The sequence below is a fragment of the Pseudomonas sp. B6001 genome (assembly GCF_013386015.1).
Taxonomy (GTDB): domain Bacteria; phylum Pseudomonadota; class Gammaproteobacteria; order Pseudomonadales; family Pseudomonadaceae; genus Aquipseudomonas.
In genome coordinates, this window is record NZ_JACAOX010000002.1 from 520,025 (window position 1) to 544,758 (window position 24,734).

Sequence of the window (24,734 nt, forward strand, 5' to 3'; positions counted from 1 at the left end):
GGAGCCGGTTCCTACAGTTATTACGCTATTTACGGGTTAACCGATGTTATTCAACCAAGCCTCACGCCTGGCCAAGATCACCAGCCCCCTGGGGCCGGATGTGCTGCTGCTCAATGAAATGGGTGGCGGCGAAGAGCTGGGTCGGCTGTTCAATTTCGAACTGCAGCTGACCTCGCTGGACGCCAACATCGACCTCAACCAGTTGCTGGGCAAGCCCATGAGCCTGAACCTGCAACTGGCGGACGGTGGCGAGCGGCACTTCCACGGTATCGTCGCCCGCTGCAGCCAGAACATCGACCAGGGCCAGTTCGCCAGCTATCAGGTGACTTTGCGCCCGTGGTTGTGGCTGCTGAGCCGCACCTCCGACTGCCGGATTTTCCAGAACCTGAGCATCCCGCAGATCATCAAGCAGGTGTTTCGCGACCTGGGCTTTTCCGACTTCGAAGACGCCCTGAGCCGGCCGTACCGCGAGTGGGAATACTGCGTGCAGTACCGCGAGACCAGCTTCGATTTCGTCAGCCGCCTGATGGAACAGGAAGGCATCTACTACTTCTTCCGCCACGAGCAGGACCGCCACGTGCTGGTGCTGGCCGATGCCTACGGTGCCCACGCCAACGTGCCCGGCTACGCCTCGGTGCCTTACTACCCCAAGGACGAGCAGCAGCGCGAACGCGACCATATGCACAACTGGCACCTGGCACAGGAAGTACAGCCCGGCTCCCTTGAGCTCAACGACTACGACTTCCAGCGCCCCAGCGCGAGCATCGACGTGCGCTCGGCCATGCCGCGCCCGCACACCGCCGGCGACTACCCGCTGTACGACTACCCCGGCACCTACGTCAAAAGCGAAGACGGCGAACACTACGCCCGCACCCGCATCGAAGCCCTGCAAACCCTGCACGAACAAGTGGAGTTCAGCGGCAATGCGCGCGGCCTGGGTTCCGGCCACCTGTTCAGCCTCACCGGCTTCAGTCGCCGCGACCAGAACCGCGAATACCTGATCGTCGGCGCCCGCTACTACATCTCCCAGGAAAGCCTCGAAAGCGGCGGTGGCGCGCCTTCGGCCCAGTTCGAAAGCACCCTCACCTGCATCGACGCACAACAGAGTTTCCGCCCGCTGGCCAACACCTACCGGCCCATCGTCAAAGGCCCGCAGACCGCGCTGGTGGTGGGCCCCAAAGGCGAAGAAATCTGGACCGACCAATATGGCCGGGTCAAGGTGCATTTCTATTGGGACCGCCACGACCAGTCCAACGAAAACAGCTCATGCTGGATTCGCGTATCGCAGTCCTGGGCCGGAAAAAACTGGGGCTCGATGCAGATCCCACGGATCGGCCAGGAAGTGATTGTGAGCTTCCTGGAAGGCGATCCAGACCGGCCGATCATCACCGGCCGGGTGTACAACGCCGAGCAGACCGTGCCTTACGACTTGCCGGAAAACGCCACCCAAAGCGGGATGAAAAGCCGCTCCAGCAAAGGCGGCACACCGGCCAACTTCAATGAAATCCGCATGGAGGACAAGAAGGGGTTGGAGCAGCTGTACATCCATGCCGAGCGCAATCAGGACATTGTGGTGGAGGTGGATGAGAGCCACTCGGTGGGGCATGACCGGAACAAGAGTATTGGGCATAACGAGACGGTGACGATTGGCTCAAACCGCCTGCGGGTCGTGCGCAACAACGACACCGTGATTGTGGGCGGGGCCAAGTCCGACAGCGCCGCCACGACCTACACCGTCGAGGCTGGCGACAGTATTCGCCTGGTGTGCGGCGACAGTGTGATTGAGCTCAAGGCTGGCGGAGACATCAACCTGACCTGTGGCTCGTTCAACCTGTTTTCCACCGGCAGCAGCAAAATCCAGACGAAGGGCAAACTGGATATCAACCTTGGCAGCGACAAGGGCACGGTGCCCGGCGCCCAAGGCGTGCAAAGCACGATCAAGTCCGCCGTCGAATCAAAATTTCCCGGCAAGCCCGGCGCTGGTCAATAACGAGATTTCTCCACCATGAATTACCTGATCAACGAAGCCCAATTCACCCTGCCCGATGCAGAGGTACAGGACACCTCAATCAATATCCTCAAGTTCGCCAAGCTGGGCACCACCCTGGTGGTGAGTCGCAGCCCGTTGGCAGATGGCGAGACCTTGCAAAACAACTTCGAGGGCCAGCTGAAAAAGCTCGAACAGCAGGTCAAGGACCTTCGTTATTCGCCGGCGCAAGCCATCAAGGTGGGGCCGGCGCAGGACATCGACGCCTTTGAAGTGCAGAACCGTTTCAACAAAGGCAGCGACAATATTTACCAATATCAGTTGGCAATGCAGATACCCGGCACACGCAACCTGATCGCCTTGAGCTACGTCAAGACCCAGCCCCTGGGGCCTGCCGAGGCGGCACATTGGGCAACGCTCAAGAACACGCTCAACTTTGCCGTCACCCCCTGAGCAGAGTCTGAACAATGAGTGAAGACCTCTGGGCTGCCCGCGAAGGCGACGCGCTGCTGCACACCTCGGTGATGGCTGATATTCTCGGCGGCGTGCTGGAAGTGGCCGCCTATGCCGCACTCACTACCGTGGGCTGCCTGGCCGTTGCAGGGGCGGTTTTCCTCGCGACCGGTGCGACCATCGCCACAGGCGGCGTTGCATTGGTCTTGGTAGTGGGGGCAGTCGTTGGGATCACCGCAGGGCTCACAGGGGCTGACCTGAAAATATCCAGTTGGTGCGAGTCCGCCGCCAACTGGGTGTTCCCGCCGGTGATCGATGCCTTCATCACCAGCGGTTCGGACAACGTCTTCATCAATGGCAAAAAAGCTGCCCGCGCCGCAGGCAAGATGACTGCGGTTCCGGTCGCACCCAGCGAACCGCCAGCCCCCAGCTTCCTGGACATGGCCGGGGAGTTTTTCTCACAGATGTGGCGCCCGACCGTCGCCTCCCCCGCCCCCGGCACCGAGCCTTGCCCGCTGGACACCGTAGGGTGCAACAAGCACCCGCCAATGCCCCTGCAATTCATTGCCGAGGGGTCCAGCTCGGTATTCATCAATGGCCAGCCTGCGGCGCGCAGTGGCGATCGCAGCACGTGCGACGCCAAGATCGGCACAGCCCCGGGCCTGATCTCGCCGGATGTGCGCATCGGTGGCGGGACCATCGTGGTGCAAGAGATTCGCAGCGGCAAGACGCCGGGCGTGGGTTTGGCGATTGCGGTGGTGATGGCGTTGCGGGGCAACCTGAAGTGTTTCTGGACCAAGCTGCCGTGCCTGGTCGGTGGCTTGGTGGTGGGCGGTGCCATTTCTTATGCAACCAGCAAGGTTACCTCTGCGCTCAAGAGCGCCATGAATGGCTCGTCCAATCCGGTTCACAGCGCGACCGGGGCCAAGGTCCTGGGTGGGGACGAGGAGCTGGACTTCGTGCTGCCGGGTTTGCTCCCGATAGATTGGCAGCGTTTCTACAGCAGCCTCGACACACGCCAGGACGGTCTCTTCGGCGCGGGCTGGAGCGTTGCGTATGAAGTGTCGATTGAGATAGATGCAGACGAAAACCTGCTCTACATCGATGAGCAAGGGCGCCGCCTGGAGATCGGCTACATCCCCTTGTCCGGCGGAGCATTCGACCCGGGCGAAGGCCTTGCGGTCAGGCGCAGTGCCGACGGCGCGGTATTGATCGAGAGCATCGACGGCCTGTATCGCCTGTTCGAGCCCGACCCGCTGAACAGCGCGCGGATGCGTCTGCAGCTGCTGGGTGATCGCAATGAAGGGCGGATCTTTCTCGACTACGACGCTCAGGGGCGGCTGTATCGCCTGCGCGACACCCATGACTTGATGCACGTCGAACTGAGCTACTCGGCTGAACACCCACGGCGCGTGAGCCACATCGAACGGCGTTATCTGCGCCAGGAACATTTCGATGCGCGCAGCGATGTGCTCGTCAGCTACCGCTATGACAGCAACGGCGACCTGGCTGAAGTGTTGGATGTGCAAGGCACAACCCTTCGACGCTTTGCTTATGACAATGGCCGGCGAATGGTCGAACACCAGTTGCCGAGTGGCCTGCGCTGCTTCTATCAATGGAGTGCAGTGACCGGCCCGGACGGTGAAGAGTGGCGCGTGAGCCGCCACTGGACAGACGCAGGCGATGAATACACCTTCGACTACGATCTCGACGCCGGCATTACCCGCGTGACCGATGGCCTGATGCGCGTCAGTACACGGCATTGGAACCCGCAGTACCAGATCACTCGCTACGTCGATAACCTGGGCCATACGTGGCAGTTCGAGTGGAGCGAAGATCGCCAGTTGCTCGGCGCGATTGACCCGCAAAACGGTCAGTGGCGCTTCAATTATGACGCGTCCGGCAACCTGAGCGCGGTGATCGATCCACTGTCCAGAACCAGCGGCACGCAGTGGCTCGCGCACTGGGCGTTGCCCCAAGTAGAGACCGACCTTGCGGGCAACAGTTGGCACTATCGCTATGACCAGCGAGGCAACTGCATCGAGGAAATCGACCCGCTGGGCAATAGCACGCGCTACGTCTACGACGGGTTCGGTCAACCAGTGCGCATCATCGACGCCACGGAAAAAACCAAAACGCTGCATTGGAACGAATGGAGCCAACTGGTCGAAGCGGTGGATTGCTCGGGTTATCCCACCCGTTATCAATACGATGCCTTTGGCAATCTGGTGGTGCAGACCAATGCGGAAGGTGAGTCGGTTCGCTACCGGTACGGTCCCCAGGGGCTATTGCTGGAATGCCAGCTCCCGGATGGCCGCGTGGAACAGTTCCAACGCAGCGCCAGCGGTTACCTGACGGCCCATGTCGACCCGGCCGGCAGCACCACGCGCTATGCCTATGACCTGCGTGGCCTGGTCAAACAGCGCTGGGATGCGCACAACCGCACGGTCATGTTCGACCATGACGCCTATGGCCGATTGCGCAGGCTGTCCAATGAGAACGGCGAAAGCTATCGCTTTGAGTGGGATGCATGCGACCGCATGGTGCGGCAGCAAGACCTCGACCAGAGTCAGCGCTGCTACACCTATGATCCGCTGGATGATGTCGTCGCCGTGGACTTCCTGCCGGGGACAGAAGGCGAACCGGTAGCGCCATTGTCACACCAGTTTCAGCGAGATCCGGTTGGACGCCTGGTCAGCAAAGTCACCGCCGACGGCACCACCGTTTACGAACATGACCTGAACGACCAACTGGTCGGCGTCACATTCACCGCGCTTGACGGTCAGCAGCAGCGACTGGGTTTCAGCTACGACGCGCTGGGGCAACTGCTGCAGGAGCAAGGCACAGCGGGCTCCTTGCAGCATCACTACGACGAATTGGGGAACCTGATTCAGACCCAGTTGCCCGACGGTCGATGGCTGAACCGCCTCTACTACGGCAGCGGTCACCTGCATCAGTTGAATCTCGATGGAAAGGTCATCAGCGACTTCGAGCGTGATCGTTTGCATCGCGAAGTGCAGCGCACTCAAGGCCAACTCAGGACGAACACCGCGTATGACCGCAGTGGAAGGGTTCGCTCGCGCCAGCGCCGCAGTATTGACCAACCGTGGCAGTTGCCGCCATTGGTTGAGACTGACTACAGCTACGATCCCAGCGATAACCTGATCGGGCGTCGGCGTGTTGACCGTGTTCATGATCGTCAAGAGCAGTTGGGTTACGACAGTACCGAACGTATTCTCGTCAGCCACCAAGTAGGACAGACCGAAACCTTTGCTTATGACGCGGCAGCCAACCTGCTCGACGGCCCACGACAGGGTGGCTTGGTAAGGCATAACAGGCTGCTCACCTACCAAGACAAACGCTATAAATACGATGCTTTTGGTCGAATGATCGAAAAGCGTAGTTCTGCTCGAGGCTTGCAACGGTTTGCCTACGACGCAGAAAGCCGACTGGTTGAAGTGCGCAATGAAGACGGTAATGTGGTCAGGATGACCTACGACCCATTGGGCCGTCGCACTGAAAAAACAGAGCATGACAACGATGGCTATCCACTGGGGGTGACACGCTTCACCTGGGACGGATTACGCCTGCTGCAGGAACATAAACACAGTCAAACCAGCCTCTATATTTATGAGGACGAGGGTTACGAACCCCTTGCGCGTGTCGACGGTATGGGGCCGCTGCAAAAAATCCGCTATTACCACAACGACCTCAGTGGCCTACCGGAGCAGCTAACTGAGGATGACGGTCGTGATGTTTGGCGCGCGAGCTATCGGGTATGGGGTAACACCTCGGAAGAGGTGCGTGAACCGTCCTACATTGAGGAGCAGAACCTGCGATTTCAGGGGCAATACCTGGATCGGGAGACGGGGCTGCACTTCAATACGTTCAGGTTTTACGATCCGGCTGTCGGGCGGTTTACAACGCCGGATCCGATTGGGTTGGCTGGGGGGATCAATCTATATCAGTACGCGGTAAACCCGACAGGCTGGGTTGATCCTTGGGGGCTTTCGGCTTGCGCGCCGACACATCACATTGCCACCAATAAACACTCTAAATGGACTGCTAAATTTCGCGTCCTGTTTGAGAAAAACGGGTTGGGCAAGTTCAAAAATGGCAAGTCCCGCAGAGATGTCCTCAATGACCCGTTGAACAAAGTTGATGTGCCTGGACACAAAGGCCCGCACCCTGAAAAAATGCACGCAGAGATTTATAAACGTTTGAAAGCTGCTAGCAGAAAAGGATCGGATCAGTTTAAAGCGGAGCTCGCAGAGCTTAAAAAGGAAGCACTAGACCCCACATCCACTCTTAACAAAATTTTGAGGATGGTTGATTAATGAACTATTTCAAGCTCAATCCGAATGTCAGCAGTGAGAAATGGGAGGGGTACGTCAATCTTGGAGAGCTCATTTACAAGGGGGAGGAGGTCGATGACATAGCGCTTTCCAATAGCCGAGGACCGTGCAATTTGAAACCGCTGCATTATGAAATTCTTGTCGACGGTATAACCGCCCCAGTCAACACAATCGGAGCGGATTTCTTTGTATTCGATGAGTCTATTAAAGGGCTGGATAACCTGTCGGCCGAGCGTGTGCAATATTTACGCATCGCCCATGAAAGCCAAAAAGCACGTTACCGACTCTTGCATGCCTACAATCATGTCGACTGCGTCGATTGGGCCTTATCCAAATACGAAGCCTGGCCGGAAGAGCACGTGGTCAAGGAATGGCAAAATCCAAGAGGACGTTTTTTCTTCGATCCGGTACTGATCGCCAAAAAAATCCCTGAGACTGCCGAGGTCTTTCGTTTGGTGGGCTGGGGGGGAGCGTTCAACATCGTCATTTGTGAAGCGTACAAAGAGAAGTTGCTGGCGTTGGATTTCGATCACTCTTTTTTGGAGTTCCATCCCATCAACCTAATGTAATTGGAGAACTATTATAGGATCTGAGCCAAGAGCTTAAGCGCAATGTCAAAGCACGCTTTAAGAGATCGGACATGAGTCAGCTGACTGACTGTCACGTTTTTTGCGGCGTGGAGATGGCTCTTGCTGAAAAGAAACCCGCCTCGATGGAGGCCGACGGCGCAGAGGATTTCGCCCGGCAGCTTTACGAAGACGAAGACCATTTACCCTAAGGATTGGGGCAATGGTTATGAAGGAATATTATGGTGAGTGACAAAATTTCATCAAAATTACTTTCCAGCGTTTCGCAGGACGGACTCGTTTTACCTAAAAAAACGCGTTTTGAAAACGAGCTGATCAGCGGTTGCAAATTAAAAGACGCGAAACTCTGCGATCCGATTTTTGATCAATGCTTTGTGGAAAATTGCGACTTTGAGAAAGCTGACTTTTCCGGCTCGCGATTCTTCAATAAAACATCCTTGACCCATTGCTCGTTCAAAAACACAAACTTTCAAGGATCAGGGTTCAGCAATAGCAAATTTGGGAACTGCACGTTTGTGAAGTGCGACTTTCGAGAAGCGTCCTTGAGGGACTGCACCTTCGTCAACTGCACGTTCTCTCAGTGCAAAATTATTGACAATTCATTTAATGCAAAAAACATATCCACTATTAAATTCGCTGGAAAACTCCAGGAAGTTAATTTCATATCAGACCAACCCAACACCCCACTTTCTGCCGACTTTGAACTTTGCAAACTCGATTATGTAACCTTTGAAAACTGCAACCTGGAAAATGTAATCCCGCCCATCGAGCCTAAACACATTTTCTTCAAAGACGTGGCGGTCCGTGCGAAAAAAGCACTTACTATCATATCTGCAGAACCTGAAAGTCAGATCAATAAAATATTGAAGCTTCGACTGTTAAAGTTTACAACTCAAAAGGGCGCCATTTTCAATATTGAAAACCTTGAAGATTATGAGGGAAAGGAATTCACCTCACGATTTATTTCACTTCTTCAAGATGCTTAAGCAAGGCGCAGGAAAAAGACACATTAAGAGGGGATGGCCGTTTAATTACCGCACACCCATCTGCCCTCCTACGCCTATAAACTCAATTGGATGTACTAGGCAGAGAAAATCACTTATTAGGAGTTGCCTATGTCTCGCCACGAATTAATAAAGCTTATATTGAAAATCCAGCACAACGAAGGAACTGAAGAAGAGGCAAGTGCGAACATAGACTTATTGGCAAATAGTGTTTTAGATCCGGATGCTGTCGACTATATCTTCCAACATGACTGGACTGCTGAGTTCATCGCCGACAAAATTATTTCGTACATCCCCATAGTATTATAAAGTGCAATCCTTATAGGGTGAGCACTAGGCCTGAGAACTATAAAATGGGCAGATTTATTTAGACCAATCATCATCAGGTAAATTAAATAAACCCGTGCCGGTCACCGGCGGGAAAGTTTTCTGAGAAGTAAAAAATGGGCGCCTGGAATTACAATCCTTGGAAAAACGATGAAGCCGCCGACTGGTTTCAAGAATTTTGGAAACAACAGAATTTCGCAGTCCTGATCAACGAAATTAACCAGTTTGATCCCACTGAAAAACGTTATGACGCCTTTAGGGCTGCCTGTTATCTATTACAAACCCTAGGCAACCCCTATATATGGCCAGCGGAGCATTTGGCAGAACTGAAGCCCCTGATCCAGCACGCGATTTCAATACTGACCCAAATGATTGACCCAACCAATGAAGACTGGGGGTTTCTTGATATGTGGGGAGGCAGTGCTGATGTCATCAAGGCAGTGGAAGAGCAAGTCGACGCTCTAAAAACGCGTTTAGGCGAACTGGCTTAATCTGGCATACGTACCAGCCCCCAACAAAAAATGGGCACCCGACCCAGTCGGCGTGCCCATTTTTTATCCCGCGCTCACACTCGCATGTGCGTAGCGCAGGCTTCTTTACTTACGGATTGACGCTGTCTTTAAGCGACTTGCCTGGCTTGAACGCAACGGTGTTGCTCGCCTTGATTTTCACCGGCTCGCCGGTTTGCGGGTTTTTGCCGGTGCGGGCGCCGCGGTGGCGCTGCAGGAAGGTGCCGAAGCCTACCAGGGTGACGCTGTCCTTGCGATGCAGCGCGCCGGTGATTTCTTCGAGTACGGCGTTGAGTACGCGGTTGGCCTGTTCTTTGGTCAGGTCTGCTTTTTCTGCAATAGCGGCTGCGAGTTCTGGTTTACGCATAAGTGAAGCCTCTTTGACGGTTTTTTGTTGTTATGTCCGTGCTGCTCTCTATCGGAGCAGCGCCCAAGGCGCCGCAGGCTCTACTCTGCGGCAGACGGGAGTGAGGATGGCATGCCATCGGGGCCTGCGCCAGTCTCACGGCGACCTTTCTACGGTCAAAATGATGCTTATTCCGACAGAACGACCAGCATTTACGCCAGCAGCGGCGGAAGTTCTTTGTTGAGGGCCAGTTTTTCCATCACGGCCGTGCCGGTCAGGGCGTAGCCCAGCAGTCGGCCGCTGGCGTCGCGGCACAGGGCCTTGATGTCGCCGCCCTGCCCTTCGACGCTCCACACACCTTCGGTGCCCCGTGGCGGTGGCGAGACGACCAGCGGGCAGATCGGGGTTTTTACCGTGACGGGCATAGGGCCGTAGCTGACGGCCGTCGCGTTACCCGCCAGGGTCTGGGCCAGGGCGCGGGCGCAGCTCATCAGGGGCATTACGTACAGCAGGTTCAGGCCATCGACCTCGGCGCAGTCGCCCAGGGCGTAGATGTTGGCGTGGGAGGTCTTGAGGTGGCGGTCGACCATGATCCCGCGGTTGATCTGCAACCCGGCGGCGGCGGCCAGGTCGACACGCGGGCGCAGGCCGATAGCAGACACCACCAGGTCACACTGGATCACTTCGCCATCAGACAAGTGGGCTTCCAGGCCGTCAGCGGTGCGCTGCAGGCGATTGAGCACCGGGCCCAGGTGGAAACGCGCCCCCAGGCCTTCCAGACCGGCCTGCACCGCTGCGGCGGCTGCCGGGTGCAGCAGGGTCGGCATAACTTGCTCGCACGGCGCCACCAGGTCGATCTCGTAGCCGCCGAGGATCAGGTCGTTGGCGAACTCGCAGCCGATCAGCCCGGCCCCCAGCAACAGCACCCGGCGTTTTCCGGCCGCAGCGGCACGAAAGCGTGCGTAGTCTTCAAGGTCGTTGATCGGGAAAATCAGCTCGGCGGCGTCGCCCTGTACCGGCACCCGCACGGTTTCTGCGCCCCAGGCCAGGATCAGGTCGCGATAGGCCACCGCTTCCTCACCGATCCACAAGCGCTTGTGGCCCGGGTCGATGCCACTGATGCGGGTGTGGGTACGCACTTCGGCCTTCAGTTGCTCGGCCATGGCGCCCGGTTCCGCCATGCTCAGGCCGTCGGCTTCCTTGTTCTTGCCAAAGCCGGTGGAAAGCATGGGCTTGGAGTAGGAGCGCCCGTCATCTGCGGTGATCAGCAACAGCGGGGTTTCGCTATCGAGCTTGCGAAACTCCCGAGCCAGGTTGTAACCGGCCAACCCCGTGCCGACGATCACGACAGGTGCGTTCATTCCTTTCTCCTTGTAGTACGTTTCTTGAATTGCGATTTAAATCAGCATCAGCCGATTTCGATCATTTCGAAATCCATTTTGCCCACGCCGCAGTCCGGGCACAGCCAGTCTTCAGGGACGTCCTGCCACAGGGTGCCCGGCGCGATGCCGTCATCCGGCCATCCGTCTTTCTCGTCGTAGATCAGGCCACAGACGACACATTGCCACTTCTTCATTACTTGTTTCCTCAGGTCCAGGCGCGTTGGCCGACGGTCGATAGATGCAACCTTGCCGTGCGGCTCAGGGCGTTTTGTACTGATCAGCAGGCGCAGATGCAAGCATGATCGACGCATGGGCCTGGCGCACTCCGGCAAAAGTCCAGGGCACCATGGTAAGCTCGCCGCCTCATTAACTGCCAATAATGACCCTCCGTGCCGCATTCAAACGCCCTTCCCGATGCTTGCCGATGGCTGACCCAGAGCCTTCTGAGCCCACTGCCCGCGCCGCTGACACTCAACTGGCTGTTCGATGAAGGTTCGCTGACCCGGCGCCTGACGCGCCTGTCCGACGATGGCTTCAGCGTGACGCCGTTGTTCGAAGGCTGGCAGCCACTGCGAGACGACGAATGCGCCACCCTGGACTTGCCCGCCGCCAGCATCGGCTGGGTGCGCGAGGTGTATTTGCGTGGCCATGGCCAGCCGTGGGTGTTTGCCCGCAGCGTGGCGGCCCGCAGCGCCTTGCAGGGCGACGGCTTGCACATGGACGAGTTGGGCAGCCGGTCTCTCGGGGAATTGCTGTTTTGTGACCACGCCTTCACGCGCCAGGCCATCGAGGTGTGCCGCTACCCACGGGAATGGCTGCCCCCGGCGGACCAGGCCGATCACCTGTGGGCACGCCGCTCGCGCTTCGACCGCGGGCCGCTGAGCGTGCTGGTGGCCGAGATCTTCCTGCCCACCCTGTGGCAAGCCGTGCACGACCATCCGGAGCGTTTCTGATGTACCAGCGCCTGCTCAAATCCCTGAATCACCTGAACCCAAGGGCCTGGGACTTCATCCAGTTGACCCGCATGGACAAGCCCATCGGCATTTACCTGCTGCTGTGGCCCACGCTGTGGGCGCTGTGGATTGCCGGCAAGGGTTCGCCATCGCTGCTCAATATCCTGATCTTCGTGCTCGGCGTGATACTCACTCGGGCCGGCGGTTGCGTCATCAATGACTGGGCCGACCGCAAGGTCGACGGCCATGTGAAGCGCACCGAACAGCGCCCGCTGGTCAGCGGCAGGATCAGCTCGAAAGAGGCCCTGGTGTTCTTCGCGGTGCTGATGGTCATCAGTTTCCTGCTGGTGCTGCTGACCAACTCCATGACGATCTGGCTGTCTCTGGGCGGCCTCGCGCTGGCGGCCAGCTACCCGTTCATGAAGCGCTACACCTATTACCCGCAGGTGGTATTGGGCGCGGCGTTCTCGTGGGGCATGCCGATGGCGTTCACCGCCGAGACGGGCAGCCTGCCCGCCGCGGCATGGCTGTTGTACATCGCCAACCTGTTGTGGACGGTGGGATACGACACGTACTACGCCATGACCGATCGCGACGATGACCTGAAAATCGGGGTCAAATCCACCGCGATTCTGTTCGGCGATGCCGACCGGGTGATCATCCTGACCCTGCAGGGCCTGGCACTGGTGTGCCTGTGGCTGGCGGGAATGCGTTTTGAGCTGGGCGGCTGGTTCCACCTGGGCTTGCTGGCGGCGGCCGGGTGTTTTGCCTGGGAGTTCTGGTACACCCGGGACAAGGACCGGCTCAAATGCTTCAAGGCGTTTTTGCACAACCACTGGGCCGGGTTGGCGATTTTTGTCGGGATTGTCGCGGACTACGGATTTCGGTGAGAGGCCAGGCCCCTCACCCTTATCCGGCTCACATCAAGGCTTGGCGACCTTCCACGCCCCGTCCATTTTGCCTTCGCCGGTCATGTCACCGGCCTTCTTGTCCATGATGAAGGTGTAGAGCGGCTTGCCGCTGTAGGCCCACTGGCTTTTCTGGTCGTCACGGGTGATGACGGTCCACTTGCCCATGGGCTTGTCGGTGGATTCGGCCATCAACGGCGGCCAGTTGGTGGCGCACTTGTCGTTGCACATGGATTTGCCATCAGCGTCCTTGGCAAAGGTGTAGAGGGTCATGCCGTTGTGGTCCACCAGCATCCCGTCCTTGGTCATCGCCGGGTCTGCCGCAAACGCCAGTGTCGGCAGCGTTAACGCGGCCGTTACCAGCAGGGCTTTCCAGGAAAAAGTACTGTGAGTCATGGGAACCTTCCTTTTGTGGTTGTCAGGATTCGGACCCAAAGCGTAGTCCAGAGAGGCAAGGATTGCCCAGGCGACTAAATTACTGTCACACGACTGCAATAATTCCGTTATCTAATGCGGCGCAAGACAGTTAAATGACAAGAGGATTTAGCATGGTTGGCAGGAGCATTCTGATCGTTGACGACGAAGCGCCCATTCGCGAGATGATCGCCGTTGCGTTGGAAATGGCCGGCTATGACTGCCTGGAGGCGGAGAACTCCCAGCAGGCCCATGCCATTATCGTCGACCGCAAGCCGGACCTGATCCTGCTGGACTGGATGCTGCCCGGCACCTCCGGCATCGAACTGGCCCGCCGCCTCAAGCGTGACGAGCTGACCGGGGATATCCCGATCATCATGCTCACCGCCAAGGGCGAAGAGGACAACAAGATCCAGGGCCTGGAAGTCGGCGCCGATGACTACATCACCAAGCCCTTTTCCCCACGGGAACTGGTCGCCCGTCTGAAAGCCGTTCTGCGCCGTGCCGGCCCCACCGATGGTGAAGCGCCTATCGAAGTCGACGGCCTGATCCTTGACCCGATCAGCCACCGCGTAACCATCGACGGCAAACCCGCCGAGATGGGCCCCACCGAATACCGCCTGCTGCAATTCTTCATGACCCACCAGGAGCGCGCCTACACCCGCGGCCAACTGCTGGACCAGGTCTGGGGCGGCAATGTGTATGTGGAAGAGCGCACCGTCGACGTGCATATCCGCCGCCTGCGCAAAGCCTTGGGCGACGCTTACGAGAATCTGGTACAAACCGTGCGCGGCACCGGCTACCGGTTTTCCACCAAAGGCTGAGCCAGCCCGAACTGCCCAGACAGCTGAAAGGACGCGTGTTTAAGTGAACCAAAACTGGCATGGCACCCTGATCCGCCACATGCTCCTGTTGATCACCGGCTGCCTGCTGGTGGGCCTGGTCAGCGGCTATTACGGCTGGAGCCTGGCCGTCGGCCTGGGCCTTTACCTGGGCTGGACCCTCAAGCAACTGCTGCGCCTGCACGAATGGCTGCGCCAGCACAAACCCGACGAAGCACCACCCGACGGCTACGGCCTGTGGGGCGAGGTATTCGACAGCATCTACCACTTGCAACGCCGCGACCAGCGTGTACGCGGGCGCCTGCAAGCGGTGATCGACCGGGTGCAGGAGTCCACCGCCGCACTGAAAGACGCGGTGATCATGCTCGACAGCGACGGCAACCTGGAATGGTGGAACCGCGCCGCAGAGACCTTGCTGGGCCTCAAGACGCCCCAGGACAGCGGCCAGCCGGTGACCAACCTGGTGCGCCACCCGCGTTTCAAGGAGTATTTCGAGCAGGACAACTACGAAGAAGCCCTGGAAATCCCGTCACCGACCAACGACCGCGTGCGTATCCAGCTGTACCTGACGCGCTACGGCAATAACGAACACTTGATGCTGGTGCGTGATGTCACACGCATCCATCAGCTGGAACAGATGCGCAAGGACTTCGTCGCCAACGTCTCCCACGAACTGCGCACACCGCTGACGGTGATCTGCGGTTATCTGGAGACGCTGCTCGATAACGTCGAAGACGTGAACCCGCGCTGGACCCGTGCCCTGCAACAGATGCAGCAGCAAGGCTCGCGCATGCAAACCCTGCTCAACGACCTGCTGTTGCTGGCCAAGCTCGAAGCCACCGATTACCCCTCGGACAACCATCCGGTGCCGGTGCAAAGCCTGTTGCAGACGATCAAGAGCGACGCCCAGGCATTGTCCGGGCAGCGTGAACAGCAGATCACCCTTGAAGCCGACCCATCGATACTGCTCAAGGGCAGCGAGGGCGAGTTGCGCAGCGCGTTTTCCAACCTGGTGTTCAACGCCGTCAAATACACCCAGGACAAAGGCAACATCCGCATCCGCTGGTGGGCCGACGACCAGGGCGCACACCTCAGCGTGCAGGACTCCGGGATGGGCATCGACGCCAAGCATTTGCCGCGCCTCACCGAGCGTTTCTACCGCGTCGACTCCAGCCGCAACTCCAACACCGGCGGCACCGGGCTCGGCCTGGCCATCGTCAAACATGTGCTGCTGCGCCATCGCGCGCGGCTGGAAATCAGTAGCGTGCTCGGCCACGGCAGTACCTTTACCTGCCATTTCCCGCCGGCCCAGGTGACACGTTCCCGGGTCCTTCATCAGGACGAGTGACCCTCCGCCCGGCAGCCGCCACTAGGCAAGCGCCCCGTCAGCCGCTACATTGGCGGACTTGCGCCTGCCTTTCAGGCCCACCTGCTCACCCTTTTCGATTAGACGGAACCCGCAAAACCCCATCATGGACCCTTCCCCTGGCATCACCCTCGCGACACTCTTCGCCGACTTCGGCATGATTCTTTTTGCACTGATCCTGGTACTGCTCAACGGCTTTTTCGTTGCGGCGGAATTTGCCATGGTCAAACTGCGCTCGACCCGGGTCGAGGCCATCGCCCACAAGAACGGCTGGCGCGGGCAGATCCTGCGCACCGTACACAGCCAGCTCGACGCCTATCTGTCGGCCTGCCAGTTGGGTATCACCCTCGCCTCCCTGGGCCTGGGCTGGGTCGGTGAGCCGGCCTTCGCGCACATCCTCGAGCCGTTGCTGGGGGCGATCGGTGTGCAGTCGCCGGAAGTGATCAAGGGCGTGTCGTTCTTTGCCGCCTTCTTCGTGATCTCGTACCTGCACATCGTGGTTGGTGAACTGGCGCCCAAGTCCTGGGCCATTCGCAAGCCCGAGTTGCTGTCGCTGTGGACCGCCGTGCCGCTGTACCTGTTCTACTGGGCCATGTACCCGGCGATCTACCTGCTCAACGCCAGTGCCAACGCCATCCTGCGCATCGCCGGCCAAGGCGAGCCTGGCCCGCACCACGAGCACCATTACAGCCGTGAAGAACTGAAACTGATCCTGCACTCCAGCCGTGGCCAGGACCCGAGCGACCAAGGCATGCGCGTGTTGGCCTCCGCCGTGGAAATGGGCGAGCTGGAAGTGGTGGACTGGGCCAACTCCCGGGAAGACCTGGTGACCCTGGACTTCAACGCACCGCTCAAGGAGATCCTGGCGCTGTTCCGTCGCCACAAGTTCAGCCGTTACCCGGTGTACGACGCCGTGCGCAACGAGTTCGTCGGCCTGCTGCACATCAAGGACCTGCTGCTGGAACTGGCGGCCCTGGACCACATTCCCGAGTCGTTCAACCTGGCCGAGCTGACCCGCCCGCTGGAACGCGTATCGCGCCATATGCCGCTGTCGCAACTGCTCGAGCAGTTCCGTAAAGGCGGCGCGCACTTCGCCCTGGTGGAAGAGGCCGACGGCAAGGTCATCGGCTACCTGACCATGGAAGACGTGCTGGAAGTACTGGTAGGCGACATCCAGGACGAACACCGCAAGGCCGAGCGCGGCATCCTCGCTTACCAGCCGGGCAAATTGCTGGTGCGTGGCGACACGCCGCTGTTCAAGGTGGAGCGCCTGCTGGGCGTCGACCTGGACCACATCGAGGCCGAAACCCTGGCCGGGCTGATCTACGACACCCTGAAACGGGTGCCGGAAGAGGAAGAAGTGCTGGAAGTCGAAGGCCTGCGCATTATCATCAAGAAGATGAAAGGGCCGAAGATCGTGTTGGCCAAGGTGCTGTTGCTGGATTAAGCCTTATCGCGTGCCCAATGCAAAATTGGGCAACGCCTGCACCGGCTGGTTGAATTCATAGGGAATCGACACCAGCCCCGACGCCGTCGTGCGCTGCACCACAAAATGCAGATGCGGCCCGCTGCTGTTGCCGGTATTGCCCGACAGCGCCAGCGGGGTGCCCACCGCCACGCGCTGCCCTTCCCTGACGCTGACCGACCCTTGCTTGAGGTGCAGGTACACGCCTTGCGTGCCGTCATCGTGCTGCACCCGCACGAAATTGCCCGATGGATCGCTGCCGCGCCCGCTCTGATCGTTCTCGGTTTTCAGTACGACACCGCCACGTGCCGCGATGATTGGCGTGCCTTCAGGCATGGCAATGTCCATCGCATAACGGCTTTTGAGCTCGGAGTGGCTGAAGGTACCGTTGGGGCCTTGGGTGAGACGGAACGGGCCGCCACGCCAGGGCAAGGGATAACGATATGAAGTGGGTTGCGACGGATATACAGGCTTGGGAATCACCCGATCCTGATACACAAACGCCTGCGCCCCGGGCGTGTACCGGTCGCTGAAGACCACAGCGCCGTCGGCGTCGATGGATTTGTAGAGGGTCATGGACATCGCCGGCATGACAACGGCGAACAGTCCACACAGCAGCAGTGAGCGCACGAGCATCGGGTTGGCCTGCCAGGGACGACTGGATGGCAGGCTAACAAGGGATCATGACAGTGCTATGTGAACCAAACACTAACCCTGTGGCGAGGGGGCTTGTCCCCCGTTGGGCTGCGCAGCGGCCCCAGTAGAGTTATCGCGCAGGGTCAGGCAGAACTCAATTACAGGGTTTGGGGCCGCTACGCAGCCCAACGGGGGACAAGCCCCCTAGCCACAGGTTTTTTGGAGACCCCATCAAGTCACGCACCCGGCACAAAATGCTTCTGTGCGGTCCCGCGGGCGATCAGCCGCGAAATGTAGTCAAGCTTCTGCGCATCCTGGTCGATAAACCGGAAGGTCAGTTGCAGCCAGTCACTGTCGGGCTTGGGCTCGTAGGCCACCACGGCATGCAGGTAGCCATTCAGACGCGCCACTTCAGCGTTCTCACCCTGCTCCAGGTCGAGCACGGCGCTTTCCAGTACCTGAGGCAGGATTTCACCACGACGCACCACCAGCAGCGCCTCCTTGATACTCAGGGCCTTGATCACACACTGCTGGGTGCCACTGGGCAGGCGCAACTGGCCCTGGCCACGACCGCTGGCAGGCGACGCTGCCGCAGCCACCTGCACCGGCGGGCTGTTGAGCAGGCCTTTGCTGGGCGCGGCCACCGGGGCCGGCTTGACTGCGTCAGGCTTGCCACCAGTGAGGGCGCTGAGGGAATCGTTACCGAACGCCGAGTTCATCTTGGTCGGTGCGCTGGCGATCAGCGCGTCGAGGCGGCCAATCTTGTTCAGTGCCTGCTTGACCTTGTTCAGCAACTGCTCGTTGGTGAATGGCTTGCTGACGTAGCCGGAAACCCCGGCCTGGATCGCCTGCACCACGTTTTCCTTGTCGCCACGGCTGGTCACCATGACGAAAGGCATGGCTTTGAGATGAGGCTGTTCACGGCACCAGGTCAACAGTTCCAGGCCGGACATTTCCGGCATTTCCCAGTCGCACAGCACCATGTCGAAGGTTTCGCGCATCAGGATGGCCTGGGCCTTTTTGCCGTTCACCGCATCTTCGATCTTGATCCCCGGGAAGTAGTTACGCAGGCACTTCTTCACCAGGTCGCGAATAAACGAGGCGTCATCCACCACCAATACACTGACTTTGCTCATCGACCCTTCATCCTATAAAAACCCCGGCAAGCATAACGCTTCGCTGATGGCGTTTTGCCAAAAATTCCAACACCACAAACGAAAACGCCCGACCAAAGGCCGGGCGTTTATTTCTCGGGCAATCTTACTTATCGTCAGGAACGCCCGGAACATTAGGGATTTGATCGGTCGTACCTTCAACTTCTGCTTTCATCCGCTTGAGGCCCATGTGCCGCACGTCAGTACCCCGCACCAGGTAAATCACCAGTTCCGAGATGTTGCGTGCGTGGTCGCCGATGCGTTCCAGCGAACGCAGTACCCAGATGATGCTCAGTACCCGCGAGATAGAGCGCGGGTCTTCCATCATGTAGGTCGCCAGTTCGCGCAGCGCCGTCTTGTATTCGCGGTCGATGGTCTTGTCGTATTGGGCCACCGACAACGCCAGCTCGGCGTCGAAACGGGCAAACGCGTCGAGGGCGTCGCGAACCATGTTGCGCACCTGGTCACCGATGTGGCGCACTTCGACATAACCACGCGGCGCTTCGCCTTCCTCACACAACTGGATGGCGCGGCGGGCGATCTTGGTGGCTTCGTCACCGATGCGCTCCAGGTCGATCACCGACTTGGAGATGCTGATGATCAAACGCAGGTCGGACGCCGCCGGCTGACGACGGGCCAGGATGCGCAGGCATTCTTCGTCGATGTTGCGTTCCATCTGGTTGATCTGGTCATCGATCTCGCGCACTTGCTGGGCCAGGCCCGAGTCGGCCTCGATCAGCGCGGTGACGGCGTCGTTGACTTGCTTCTCCACCAGCCCGCCCATGGCCAGGAGGTGGCTGCGCACCTCCTCAAGCTCGGCGTTGAACTGCGCGGAGATGTGATGGGTAAGGCCTTCTTTGCTAATCATGTTGGCGTCCTTGGAACGTCCAGTAAGGTGCGGTCGACCGCAGCATCAGTTCAGTGAGCAACCAGCCACCTGCTAGCCGTAGCGACCGGTGATGTAGTCTTCGGTCTGCTTCTTCGCCGGGTTGGTGAACAGGGTATCGGTGTCGCCAAATTCCACCAGCTTGCCCATGTACATGAACGCGGTGTAGTCGGAAACCCGCGCCGCCTGTTGCATGTTGTGGGTCACGATGACGATGGTGAACTTGGATTTGAGTTCGTAGATCAGCTCTTCGACTTTCAACGTGGAGATGGGGTCGAGTGCCGAGCACGGTTCATCGAGCAGCAGCACTTCCGGCTCCACGGCGATGGTGCGGGCGATCACCAGACGTTGCTGCTGGCCGCCGGACAAACCGAGGGCCGACTCGTGCAGGCGGTCCTTGACCTCGTCCCACAGCGCCGCGCCTTTCAGTGCCCACTCAACGGCTTCGTCGAGGACGCGCTTTTTGTTGATGCCCTGGATGCGCAGGCCGTAGACCACGTTTTCGTAGATGGTCTTGGGAAACGGGTTGGGCTTCTGGAACACCATGCCCACCCGGCGCCGCAGCTCGGCTACGTCTTCGCCCTTGCGGTAGATGTTGGTGCCGTACAGGTTGATCGCGCCCTCGACGCGGCAGCCGTCCACCAGATCGTTCATCCGGTTGAAGGTGCGCAGCAGGGTCGACTTGCCGCAACCGGACGGGCCGATGAAGGCGGTCACGCGCTGCTTCGGAATGTTCATGCTGACGTCGTACAGCGCCTGCTTGTCGCCGTAGTACAGGCTCAGGCCCGGGACTTCGATGGCCACGGTTTCCTGGGCCAGGCTCAGGCTCTGCTTGTCGCGACCCAGGGCTGACATGTTGATGCCGTGGGAATGGGTTTCATGTTGCATGGGATGCTCCCTGTGCTACCAATTCGTTTTGTGGGAGCGGGCTTGCTCGCGAAGGCGTCAGGTCAGTTGACCATGTATGACTGATACACCGCATTCGCGAGCAAGCCCGCTCCCACATTTAGTCCGCGTTCACTTCAATTAACTGTCCAGCGCTTTGTATTTTTCGCGCAGGTGGTTACGAATCCACACCGCCGACAAGTTGAGCGTGGCGATCACCAGCACCAGCAGCAAGGCGGTGGCGTACACCAGCGGCCGCGCGGCTTCGACGTTGGGGCTCTGGAAGCCGACGTCATAGATATGGAAGCCCAGGTGCATGATCTTCTGGTCCAGGTGCAGGTACGGGTAGTTGCCGTCCACCGGCAGCGACGGCGCCAGTTTCACCACACCCACCAGCATCAGCGGCGCCACTTCACCGGCGGCGCGGGCCACGGCGAGGATCATGCCGGTCATCATCGCCGGGCTGGCCATCGGCAGCACGATCTTCCACAGCGTTTCCGCCTTGGTCGCGCCCAGTGCCAAAGAACCTTCACGTACGGTGCGAGGAATCCGCGCCAGGCCTTCTTCAGTGGCCACGATCACCACCGGTACCGCCAGCAGCGCCAGGGTCAGGGACGCCCAGAGCAGGCCAGGCGTACCGAAGGTCGGTGCCGGCAAGGCTTCGGCGAAGAACAGCCGGTCAACCGAGCCGCCCAGTACGTACACAAAGAAGCCAAGGCCGAACACGCCGTAAACGATGGCGGGTACACCGGCCAGGTTGTTCACCGCGATGCGGATGATCCGCGTCAGGGTGTTCTGCTTGGCGTATTCACGCAGGTACACCGCCGCCAGCACGCCGAACGGGGTCACGATCATCGCCATGATCAGGGTCATCATCACGGTGCCGAAGATCGCCGGGAAAATCCCGCCTTCGGTGTTGGCTTCCCGTGGATCGTCGCTGAGGAATTCCCAGACCTTGCTGAAGTAGAAACCAACCTTGGTCATGTAGCCCATGGCGTTCGGCTGGTAAGCGTGCACCACCTTGCCAATGCCGATTTCGATTTCTTTGCCGTTGGCATCGCGGGCGGTCAGGCTGTCGCGGTTGAACTGGGTGTGCAGGTCGGCCAGGCGGGCTTCGATATCCTTGTAGCGGTTGTTCAGTTCGGCGCGGCCGCTGTCCATGTCGGCCTGGGCGGTGGCGTCCAGCTTGCCTTCCAGCTCCAGCTTGCGACCGTGCAGGCGGATGCGTTCGAGGCCGGCGTTGATGGCGCCGATGTCGGACTTCTCGAGGGTCTTGAGCTGGGCCGCGAGCTTGTTGACGCGGTCCACGCGGGCTTGCAGTTCCGGCCAGGCCGCCTCGCCTTCGGCGATCACCTTGCCGTCCTGCTTGACGTTGACCAGGGTGCCGTAGAAGTTGCCCCACTCACGACGCTCGATGGCCATCAACTCGACCGGCTTGGTCTGGTTGGTCAGCCACTCGCCGACGATCCAGGTGAAGTCATTGCCGTTCAAGTCACGGTTGCCGACCTTGATCAGCTCGCGGGTCATGAACTCCGGGCCTTGGTCCGGCACCGGCAAGCCAGCGCTTTTCAGGCGCTCGCGGGGCACTTCTTCTTTCTGCACCACTTCGCCGACGACGATGTGATTTTCCTGGCCCGGCACGTTGTAGTTGGCCTGGATCAGGTCGGCCGGCCAGAAGTGGCCCAGCCCACGCACGGCAATCACGGCCAGCAAACCAATGGTCATGATGACCGCGATGGACACCGCGCCACCGCTGATCCAGACGCCCGGGGCGCCGCTCTTGAACCATCCATTCAGGGAGTTCTGTTTCACAGACTTCTACCTTTCTTAAAGCGACGAGTATTTCTTGCGCAGACGCTGACGAATCAGCTCGGCGAGGGTGTTCATGATGAAGGTGAACAGCAGCAGCACCAGCGCCGAGAGGAACAGCACGCGGTAGTGGCTGCCGCCGACTTCCGATTCGGGCATTTCCACCGCGACGTTGGCTGCCAGAGTGCGCAGGCCTTCAAACAGGTTCATCTCCATCACCGGCGTGTTGCCGGTGGCCATCAGCACGATCATGGTTTCACCGACCGCGCGGCCCATGCCGATCATCAGCGCCGAGAAGATGCCCGGGCTGGCGGTCAGGATCACGACGCGGGTCATGGTCTGCCATGGCGTGGCGCCCAGGGCCAGGGAGCCGAGGGTCAGGCCGCGCGGCACGCTGAACACGGCGTCTTCGGCGATGGAGTAGATGTTCGGGATCACCGCGAAACCCATGGCCAGGCCGACTACCAGGGCGTTGCGCTGGTCGTAGGTGATGCCCAGGTCGTGGGAGATCCACATGCGCATGTCGCCGCCGAAGAACCAGGTTTCCAGGTACGGGCTCATGTACAACGAGAGCCAGCCCACAAACAGGATGACCGGGATCAGGATCGCGCTTTCCCAGCCATCCGGGACCCGCAGGCGGATCGACTCAGGCAGGCGGCTGAAGACGAAGCCGGCCACCAGGATGCCAATCGGCAGCAGCATCAGCAGGCTGAAAATCCCCGGCAAATGCCCTTCGACATACGGCGCCAGGAACAGGCCGGCGAAGAAACCGAGGATCACCGTCGGCATCGCTTCCATCAACTCGATCACCGGCTTGACCTTGCGGCGCAGGCTCGGGGCCATGAAGTAAGCGGTGTAGATCGCAGCGGCAACGGCCAGTGGCGCGGCCAGCAGCATGGCGTAGAACGCGGCCTTCAGGGTACCGAAGGTCAGGGGCGCCAGGCTCATCTTGGGTTCGAAATCGGTGTTGGCGGCGGTCGATTGCCAGACGTATTTAGGTTCGTCGTAGTTTTCGTACCAGACCTTGCTCCACAGCGCGCTCCAGGAAACTTCCGGGTGCGGGTTGTCCAGCAGCAGCGGTTGAAGCTTGCCGCCGGCCTCGACGATCACCCGGTTGGCCCGTGGCGACATGCCGAAGATACCGTTGCCGTCGACCACCTGGTCCACCAGCAACGTACGGTGGGCAGTGCTGTGGAACACGCCGAACTTGCCGGAAGCGTCGAGGGCGGTGAAGCCTTTGCGACGTTCTTCAGCAGTGATTTCAACGATAGGCGCGGTGCCCATCTGGAAGGTACGGATCTGCTTCAGGCGTTGTTCGCCGTCCGGGTCGCGGGCCATGAACCACTGCGCCAGGCCACCGCTGGAGTTACCGATGATCAGCGAGATGCCGCCCACCAGTTGGGTGCTGGCCGTGACTTGCGCCACGCCGTCTTCCAATAATTTGTAGCGACCGTTGAGGCTGTTGTCCCGCAGGCTGAAAACGTCGGCCTGGGCGCGACCGTTGATCACGTACAGCCACTGCTGGCGCGGATCAACGAAGATGGCTTTGACCGGCTCGGTCATTTGCGGCAGCTCGATGCGTTTCTGCTCGGTGGTGACTTCCTCGGTCATCATGTTTTCTTCACGGCTGATGGACAGCACGTTCAGATGAGCACCACTGGAACCAGCCACCACCAGCGTCGAGTCGGTCGCGTTCAAGGCGACATGCTCAAGGGAGCGGCCCTGTGCGTCGAGGACGATCGGTGTTTCGCCGTAAGGGTATTCGACGGCGGGCGAGATGGTCTTCTTGCCGTCCGGGTACGACACTTTATAGGTGTGACGGAACACCAGGGACTGGCCGTTGGACAGGCCGAGGATCACCAGCGGGCTGCCGGGCTGGTCTTCACCAATGGAGGCGACTGTCACGCCCGCAGGCAACGGCAGGTCAACGCGCTTGAGTTCGGCACCCGTGTCAACGTTGAAGAACAGCGCCTGGCCCTTGTCGGAAACCCGCATGGCGACCTGGTTCTGTTCTTCCATGGAGATCATCAGCGGCTTGCCGGCGTCCTGCAGCCAGGCAGGCGCGAGGGCCTCTTCCTTGGTCAGGTTGGCGCCGTGGAACAGCGGCGCGACCACGTAGGCGAGGAAGAAGAAGATCAAGGTGATCGCGCCCAGGACGGCGAGGCCGCCAATCAGCACGTACCAGCGGGTCAGGCGATCCTTGAGCGCGCGGATGCGGCGCTTGCGTTGCAGCTCAGGCGTATTGAAATCAATGCGCTTGGGGGGAGAAGTCGTCGTCATGGTGGAATTGGCCAGATCATTCATGCGCACACCCTAGCGATCCTGTATGACAGAAAGATGACAATGCAGTGACGCAAGAAATCCGCCGCGTAGCAGGGCTGGCAGCGGATTAAAAAATGGGAGGCGAGGTCCAGGTCTTACAGACCCCGCCCGGGCCTTGAACCGTGGGTAAACCGCGGTTCAAGG

The 24,734-nt window shown here is 59.5% G+C and carries 23 protein-coding genes; 13 read left to right on the top strand and 10 right to left on the bottom strand.

Features of this window, described 5'->3' with window-relative positions; all coding sequences use genetic code 11:
- Positions 1–43: 43 nt before the first annotated feature.
- From HX821_RS04755 to HX821_RS04790, 8 genes are all read left to right on the top strand, one after another.
- The gene (locus tag HX821_RS04755; RefSeq protein ID WP_134327538.1) at positions 44–1,990 is read left to right on the top strand and encodes a type VI secretion system Vgr family protein; all 1,947 of its coding nucleotides are present in this window, start codon (positions 44–46) and stop codon (positions 1,988–1,990) included.
- A 15-nt stretch (positions 1,991–2,005) separates the two neighbouring features.
- Positions 2,006–2,440 carry a DcrB-related protein gene (locus HX821_RS04760; RefSeq protein ID WP_017476738.1) on the top strand — a complete coding sequence of 145 codons (435 nt, stop codon included), beginning with the start codon at positions 2,006–2,008 and terminating at the stop codon, positions 2,438–2,440.
- Between the two features lie 14 nt (positions 2,441–2,454).
- On the top strand, positions 2,455–6,777 hold the full coding sequence (locus HX821_RS04765; protein ID WP_177035351.1) for an RHS repeat-associated core domain-containing protein: 4,323 nt from the start codon (positions 2,455–2,457) through the stop codon (positions 6,775–6,777).
- Entirely contained in the window at positions 6,777–7,364 is a 588-nt protein-coding gene (locus tag HX821_RS04770; protein ID WP_177035352.1) for a hypothetical protein, read from the top strand. Before HX821_RS04765 ends, HX821_RS04770 begins: the two co-directional genes overlap by 1 nt.
- A 71-nt stretch (positions 7,365–7,435) precedes the next feature.
- Positions 7,436–7,573, top strand: coding sequence for a hypothetical protein (locus HX821_RS04775; RefSeq protein WP_177035353.1), 138 nt, complete (start codon positions 7,436–7,438; stop codon positions 7,571–7,573).
- A gap of 33 nt (positions 7,574–7,606) precedes the next feature.
- Positions 7,607–8,368 carry a pentapeptide repeat-containing protein gene (locus HX821_RS04780; RefSeq protein ID WP_177035354.1) on the top strand — a complete coding sequence of 254 codons (762 nt, stop codon included), beginning with the start codon at positions 7,607–7,609 and terminating at the stop codon, positions 8,366–8,368.
- A gap of 129 nt (positions 8,369–8,497) precedes the next feature.
- The gene (locus HX821_RS04785) at positions 8,498–8,695 is read left to right on the top strand and encodes a hypothetical protein (protein ID WP_017476743.1); all 198 of its coding nucleotides are present in this window, start codon (positions 8,498–8,500) and stop codon (positions 8,693–8,695) included.
- Between the two features lie 134 nt (positions 8,696–8,829).
- Entirely contained in the window at positions 8,830–9,204 is a 375-nt protein-coding gene (locus tag HX821_RS04790; RefSeq protein WP_177035355.1) for a hypothetical protein, read from the top strand.
- Between the two features lie 109 nt (positions 9,205–9,313).
- Here HX821_RS04790 and HX821_RS04795 read toward each other — a convergent pair whose 3' ends face one another.
- From HX821_RS04795 to HX821_RS04805, 3 genes are all read right to left on the bottom strand, one after another.
- Positions 9,314–9,589: an HU family DNA-binding protein gene (locus HX821_RS04795; protein WP_003213368.1), complete on the bottom strand. Its 276-nt coding sequence runs from the start codon at positions 9,587–9,589 to the stop codon at positions 9,314–9,316.
- Positions 9,590–9,780: 191 nt separating this feature from the next.
- On the bottom strand, positions 9,781–10,929 hold the full coding sequence (locus HX821_RS04800; RefSeq protein ID WP_003213371.1) for an NAD(P)/FAD-dependent oxidoreductase: 1,149 nt from the start codon (positions 10,927–10,929) through the stop codon (positions 9,781–9,783).
- Between the two features lie 47 nt (positions 10,930–10,976).
- On the bottom strand, positions 10,977–11,144 hold the full coding sequence (locus tag HX821_RS04805; RefSeq protein ID WP_003213373.1) for a rubredoxin: 168 nt from the start codon (positions 11,142–11,144) through the stop codon (positions 10,977–10,979).
- Positions 11,145–11,339: 195 nt separating this feature from the next.
- Here HX821_RS04805 and HX821_RS04810 point away from each other — a divergent pair, with 195 nt between their 5' ends.
- Together HX821_RS04810 and ubiA are read left to right on the top strand one after the other, a co-directional pair.
- Positions 11,340–11,903 (top strand): chorismate lyase, encoded by a 564-nt coding sequence (locus tag HX821_RS04810; RefSeq protein WP_003213376.1) that lies wholly within the window; start codon positions 11,340–11,342, stop codon positions 11,901–11,903.
- Positions 11,903–12,793: a 4-hydroxybenzoate octaprenyltransferase gene (gene ubiA, locus HX821_RS04815; protein ID WP_177009045.1), complete on the top strand. Its 891-nt coding sequence runs from the start codon at positions 11,903–11,905 to the stop codon at positions 12,791–12,793. Before HX821_RS04810 ends, ubiA begins: the two co-directional genes overlap by 1 nt.
- A gap of 33 nt (positions 12,794–12,826) precedes the next feature.
- Here the strand turns inward: ubiA and HX821_RS04820 are convergent, their stop codons facing one another.
- Positions 12,827–13,207 carry a hypothetical protein gene (locus tag HX821_RS04820; protein ID WP_003213380.1) on the bottom strand — a complete coding sequence of 127 codons (381 nt, stop codon included), beginning with the start codon at positions 13,205–13,207 and terminating at the stop codon, positions 12,827–12,829.
- A gap of 152 nt (positions 13,208–13,359) precedes the next feature.
- Here HX821_RS04820 and phoB point away from each other — a divergent pair, with 152 nt between their 5' ends.
- The 3 genes from phoB (at position 13,360) to HX821_RS04835 (ending at position 16,880) form a co-directional block, all read left to right on the top strand.
- Positions 13,360–14,049 carry a phosphate regulon transcriptional regulator PhoB gene (phoB, locus tag HX821_RS04825; RefSeq protein WP_003195617.1) on the top strand — a complete coding sequence of 230 codons (690 nt, stop codon included), beginning with the start codon at positions 13,360–13,362 and terminating at the stop codon, positions 14,047–14,049.
- Positions 14,050–14,092: 43 nt separating this feature from the next.
- Positions 14,093–15,415 carry a phosphate regulon sensor histidine kinase PhoR gene (phoR, locus tag HX821_RS04830; protein WP_008439473.1) on the top strand — a complete coding sequence of 441 codons (1,323 nt, stop codon included), beginning with the start codon at positions 14,093–14,095 and terminating at the stop codon, positions 15,413–15,415.
- Between the two features lie 124 nt (positions 15,416–15,539).
- Positions 15,540–16,880 carry a hemolysin family protein gene (locus HX821_RS04835; protein ID WP_003213385.1) on the top strand — a complete coding sequence of 447 codons (1,341 nt, stop codon included), beginning with the start codon at positions 15,540–15,542 and terminating at the stop codon, positions 16,878–16,880.
- 3 nt (positions 16,881–16,883) lie between these two features.
- Here HX821_RS04835 and HX821_RS04840 read toward each other — a convergent pair whose 3' ends face one another.
- From HX821_RS04840 to HX821_RS04865, 6 genes are all read right to left on the bottom strand, one after another.
- Positions 16,884–17,534 carry a M23 family metallopeptidase gene (locus HX821_RS04840; protein WP_003213387.1) on the bottom strand — a complete coding sequence of 217 codons (651 nt, stop codon included), beginning with the start codon at positions 17,532–17,534 and terminating at the stop codon, positions 16,884–16,886.
- Between the two features lie 236 nt (positions 17,535–17,770).
- Positions 17,771–18,670, bottom strand: a complete 900-nt coding sequence (locus HX821_RS04845; RefSeq protein ID WP_177035356.1) for a response regulator — start codon at positions 18,668–18,670, stop codon at positions 17,771–17,773.
- 124 nt (positions 18,671–18,794) lie between these two features.
- Positions 18,795–19,556 carry a phosphate signaling complex protein PhoU gene (gene phoU, locus HX821_RS04850; RefSeq protein WP_003213392.1) on the bottom strand — a complete coding sequence of 254 codons (762 nt, stop codon included), beginning with the start codon at positions 19,554–19,556 and terminating at the stop codon, positions 18,795–18,797.
- A 72-nt stretch (positions 19,557–19,628) separates the two neighbouring features.
- Positions 19,629–20,462 carry a phosphate ABC transporter ATP-binding protein PstB gene (gene pstB / locus HX821_RS04855; RefSeq protein ID WP_003213395.1) on the bottom strand — a complete coding sequence of 278 codons (834 nt, stop codon included), beginning with the start codon at positions 20,460–20,462 and terminating at the stop codon, positions 19,629–19,631.
- Positions 20,463–20,600: 138 nt separating this feature from the next.
- The gene (pstA, locus tag HX821_RS04860; RefSeq protein ID WP_008439475.1) at positions 20,601–22,271 is read right to left on the bottom strand and encodes a phosphate ABC transporter permease PstA; all 1,671 of its coding nucleotides are present in this window, start codon (positions 22,269–22,271) and stop codon (positions 20,601–20,603) included.
- A gap of 15 nt (positions 22,272–22,286) precedes the next feature.
- Complete coding sequence (locus tag HX821_RS04865; RefSeq protein WP_177035408.1) at positions 22,287–24,320, bottom strand: ABC transporter permease subunit; 2,034 nt, start codon at positions 24,318–24,320, stop codon at positions 22,287–22,289.
- Positions 24,321–24,734 lie beyond the last annotated feature (414 nt).

Coding starts and splice junctions, on each gene's coding strand:
- HX821_RS04760 (WP_017476738.1), top strand. CDS start 2,006: ATGAATTACCTGATCAACGAAGCCCAATTCACCCTGCCCGATGCAGAG.
- phoB (WP_003195617.1), top strand. CDS start 13,360: ATGGTTGGCAGGAGCATTCTGATCGTTGACGACGAAGCGCCCATTCGC.
- HX821_RS04805 (WP_003213373.1), bottom strand. CDS start 11,144: ATGAAGAAGTGGCAATGTGTCGTCTGTGGCCTGATCTACGACGAGAAA.
- HX821_RS04775 (WP_177035353.1), top strand. CDS start 7,436: ATGAGTCAGCTGACTGACTGTCACGTTTTTTGCGGCGTGGAGATGGCT.
- HX821_RS04820 (WP_003213380.1), bottom strand. CDS start 13,207: ATGACTCACAGTACTTTTTCCTGGAAAGCCCTGCTGGTAACGGCCGCG.
- HX821_RS04800 (WP_003213371.1), bottom strand. CDS start 10,929: ATGAACGCACCTGTCGTGATCGTCGGCACGGGGTTGGCCGGTTACAAC.
- HX821_RS04790 (WP_177035355.1), top strand. CDS start 8,830: ATGGGCGCCTGGAATTACAATCCTTGGAAAAACGATGAAGCCGCCGAC.
- HX821_RS04835 (WP_003213385.1), top strand. CDS start 15,540: ATGGACCCTTCCCCTGGCATCACCCTCGCGACACTCTTCGCCGACTTC.
- HX821_RS04770 (WP_177035352.1), top strand. CDS start 6,777: ATGAACTATTTCAAGCTCAATCCGAATGTCAGCAGTGAGAAATGGGAG.
- HX821_RS04795 (WP_003213368.1), bottom strand. CDS start 9,589: ATGCGTAAACCAGAACTCGCAGCCGCTATTGCAGAAAAAGCAGACCTG.
- HX821_RS04845 (WP_177035356.1), bottom strand. CDS start 18,670: ATGAGCAAAGTCAGTGTATTGGTGGTGGATGACGCCTCGTTTATTCGC.
- HX821_RS04755 (WP_134327538.1), top strand. CDS start 44: ATGTTATTCAACCAAGCCTCACGCCTGGCCAAGATCACCAGCCCCCTG.
- pstB (WP_003213395.1), bottom strand. CDS start 20,462: ATGCAACATGAAACCCATTCCCACGGCATCAACATGTCAGCCCTGGGT.
- HX821_RS04765 (WP_177035351.1), top strand. CDS start 2,455: ATGAGTGAAGACCTCTGGGCTGCCCGCGAAGGCGACGCGCTGCTGCAC.
- HX821_RS04840 (WP_003213387.1), bottom strand. CDS start 17,534: ATGCTCGTGCGCTCACTGCTGCTGTGTGGACTGTTCGCCGTTGTCATG.
- HX821_RS04785 (WP_017476743.1), top strand. CDS start 8,498: ATGTCTCGCCACGAATTAATAAAGCTTATATTGAAAATCCAGCACAAC.
- ubiA (WP_177009045.1), top strand. CDS start 11,903: ATGTACCAGCGCCTGCTCAAATCCCTGAATCACCTGAACCCAAGGGCC.
- phoU (WP_003213392.1), bottom strand. CDS start 19,556: ATGATTAGCAAAGAAGGCCTTACCCATCACATCTCCGCGCAGTTCAAC.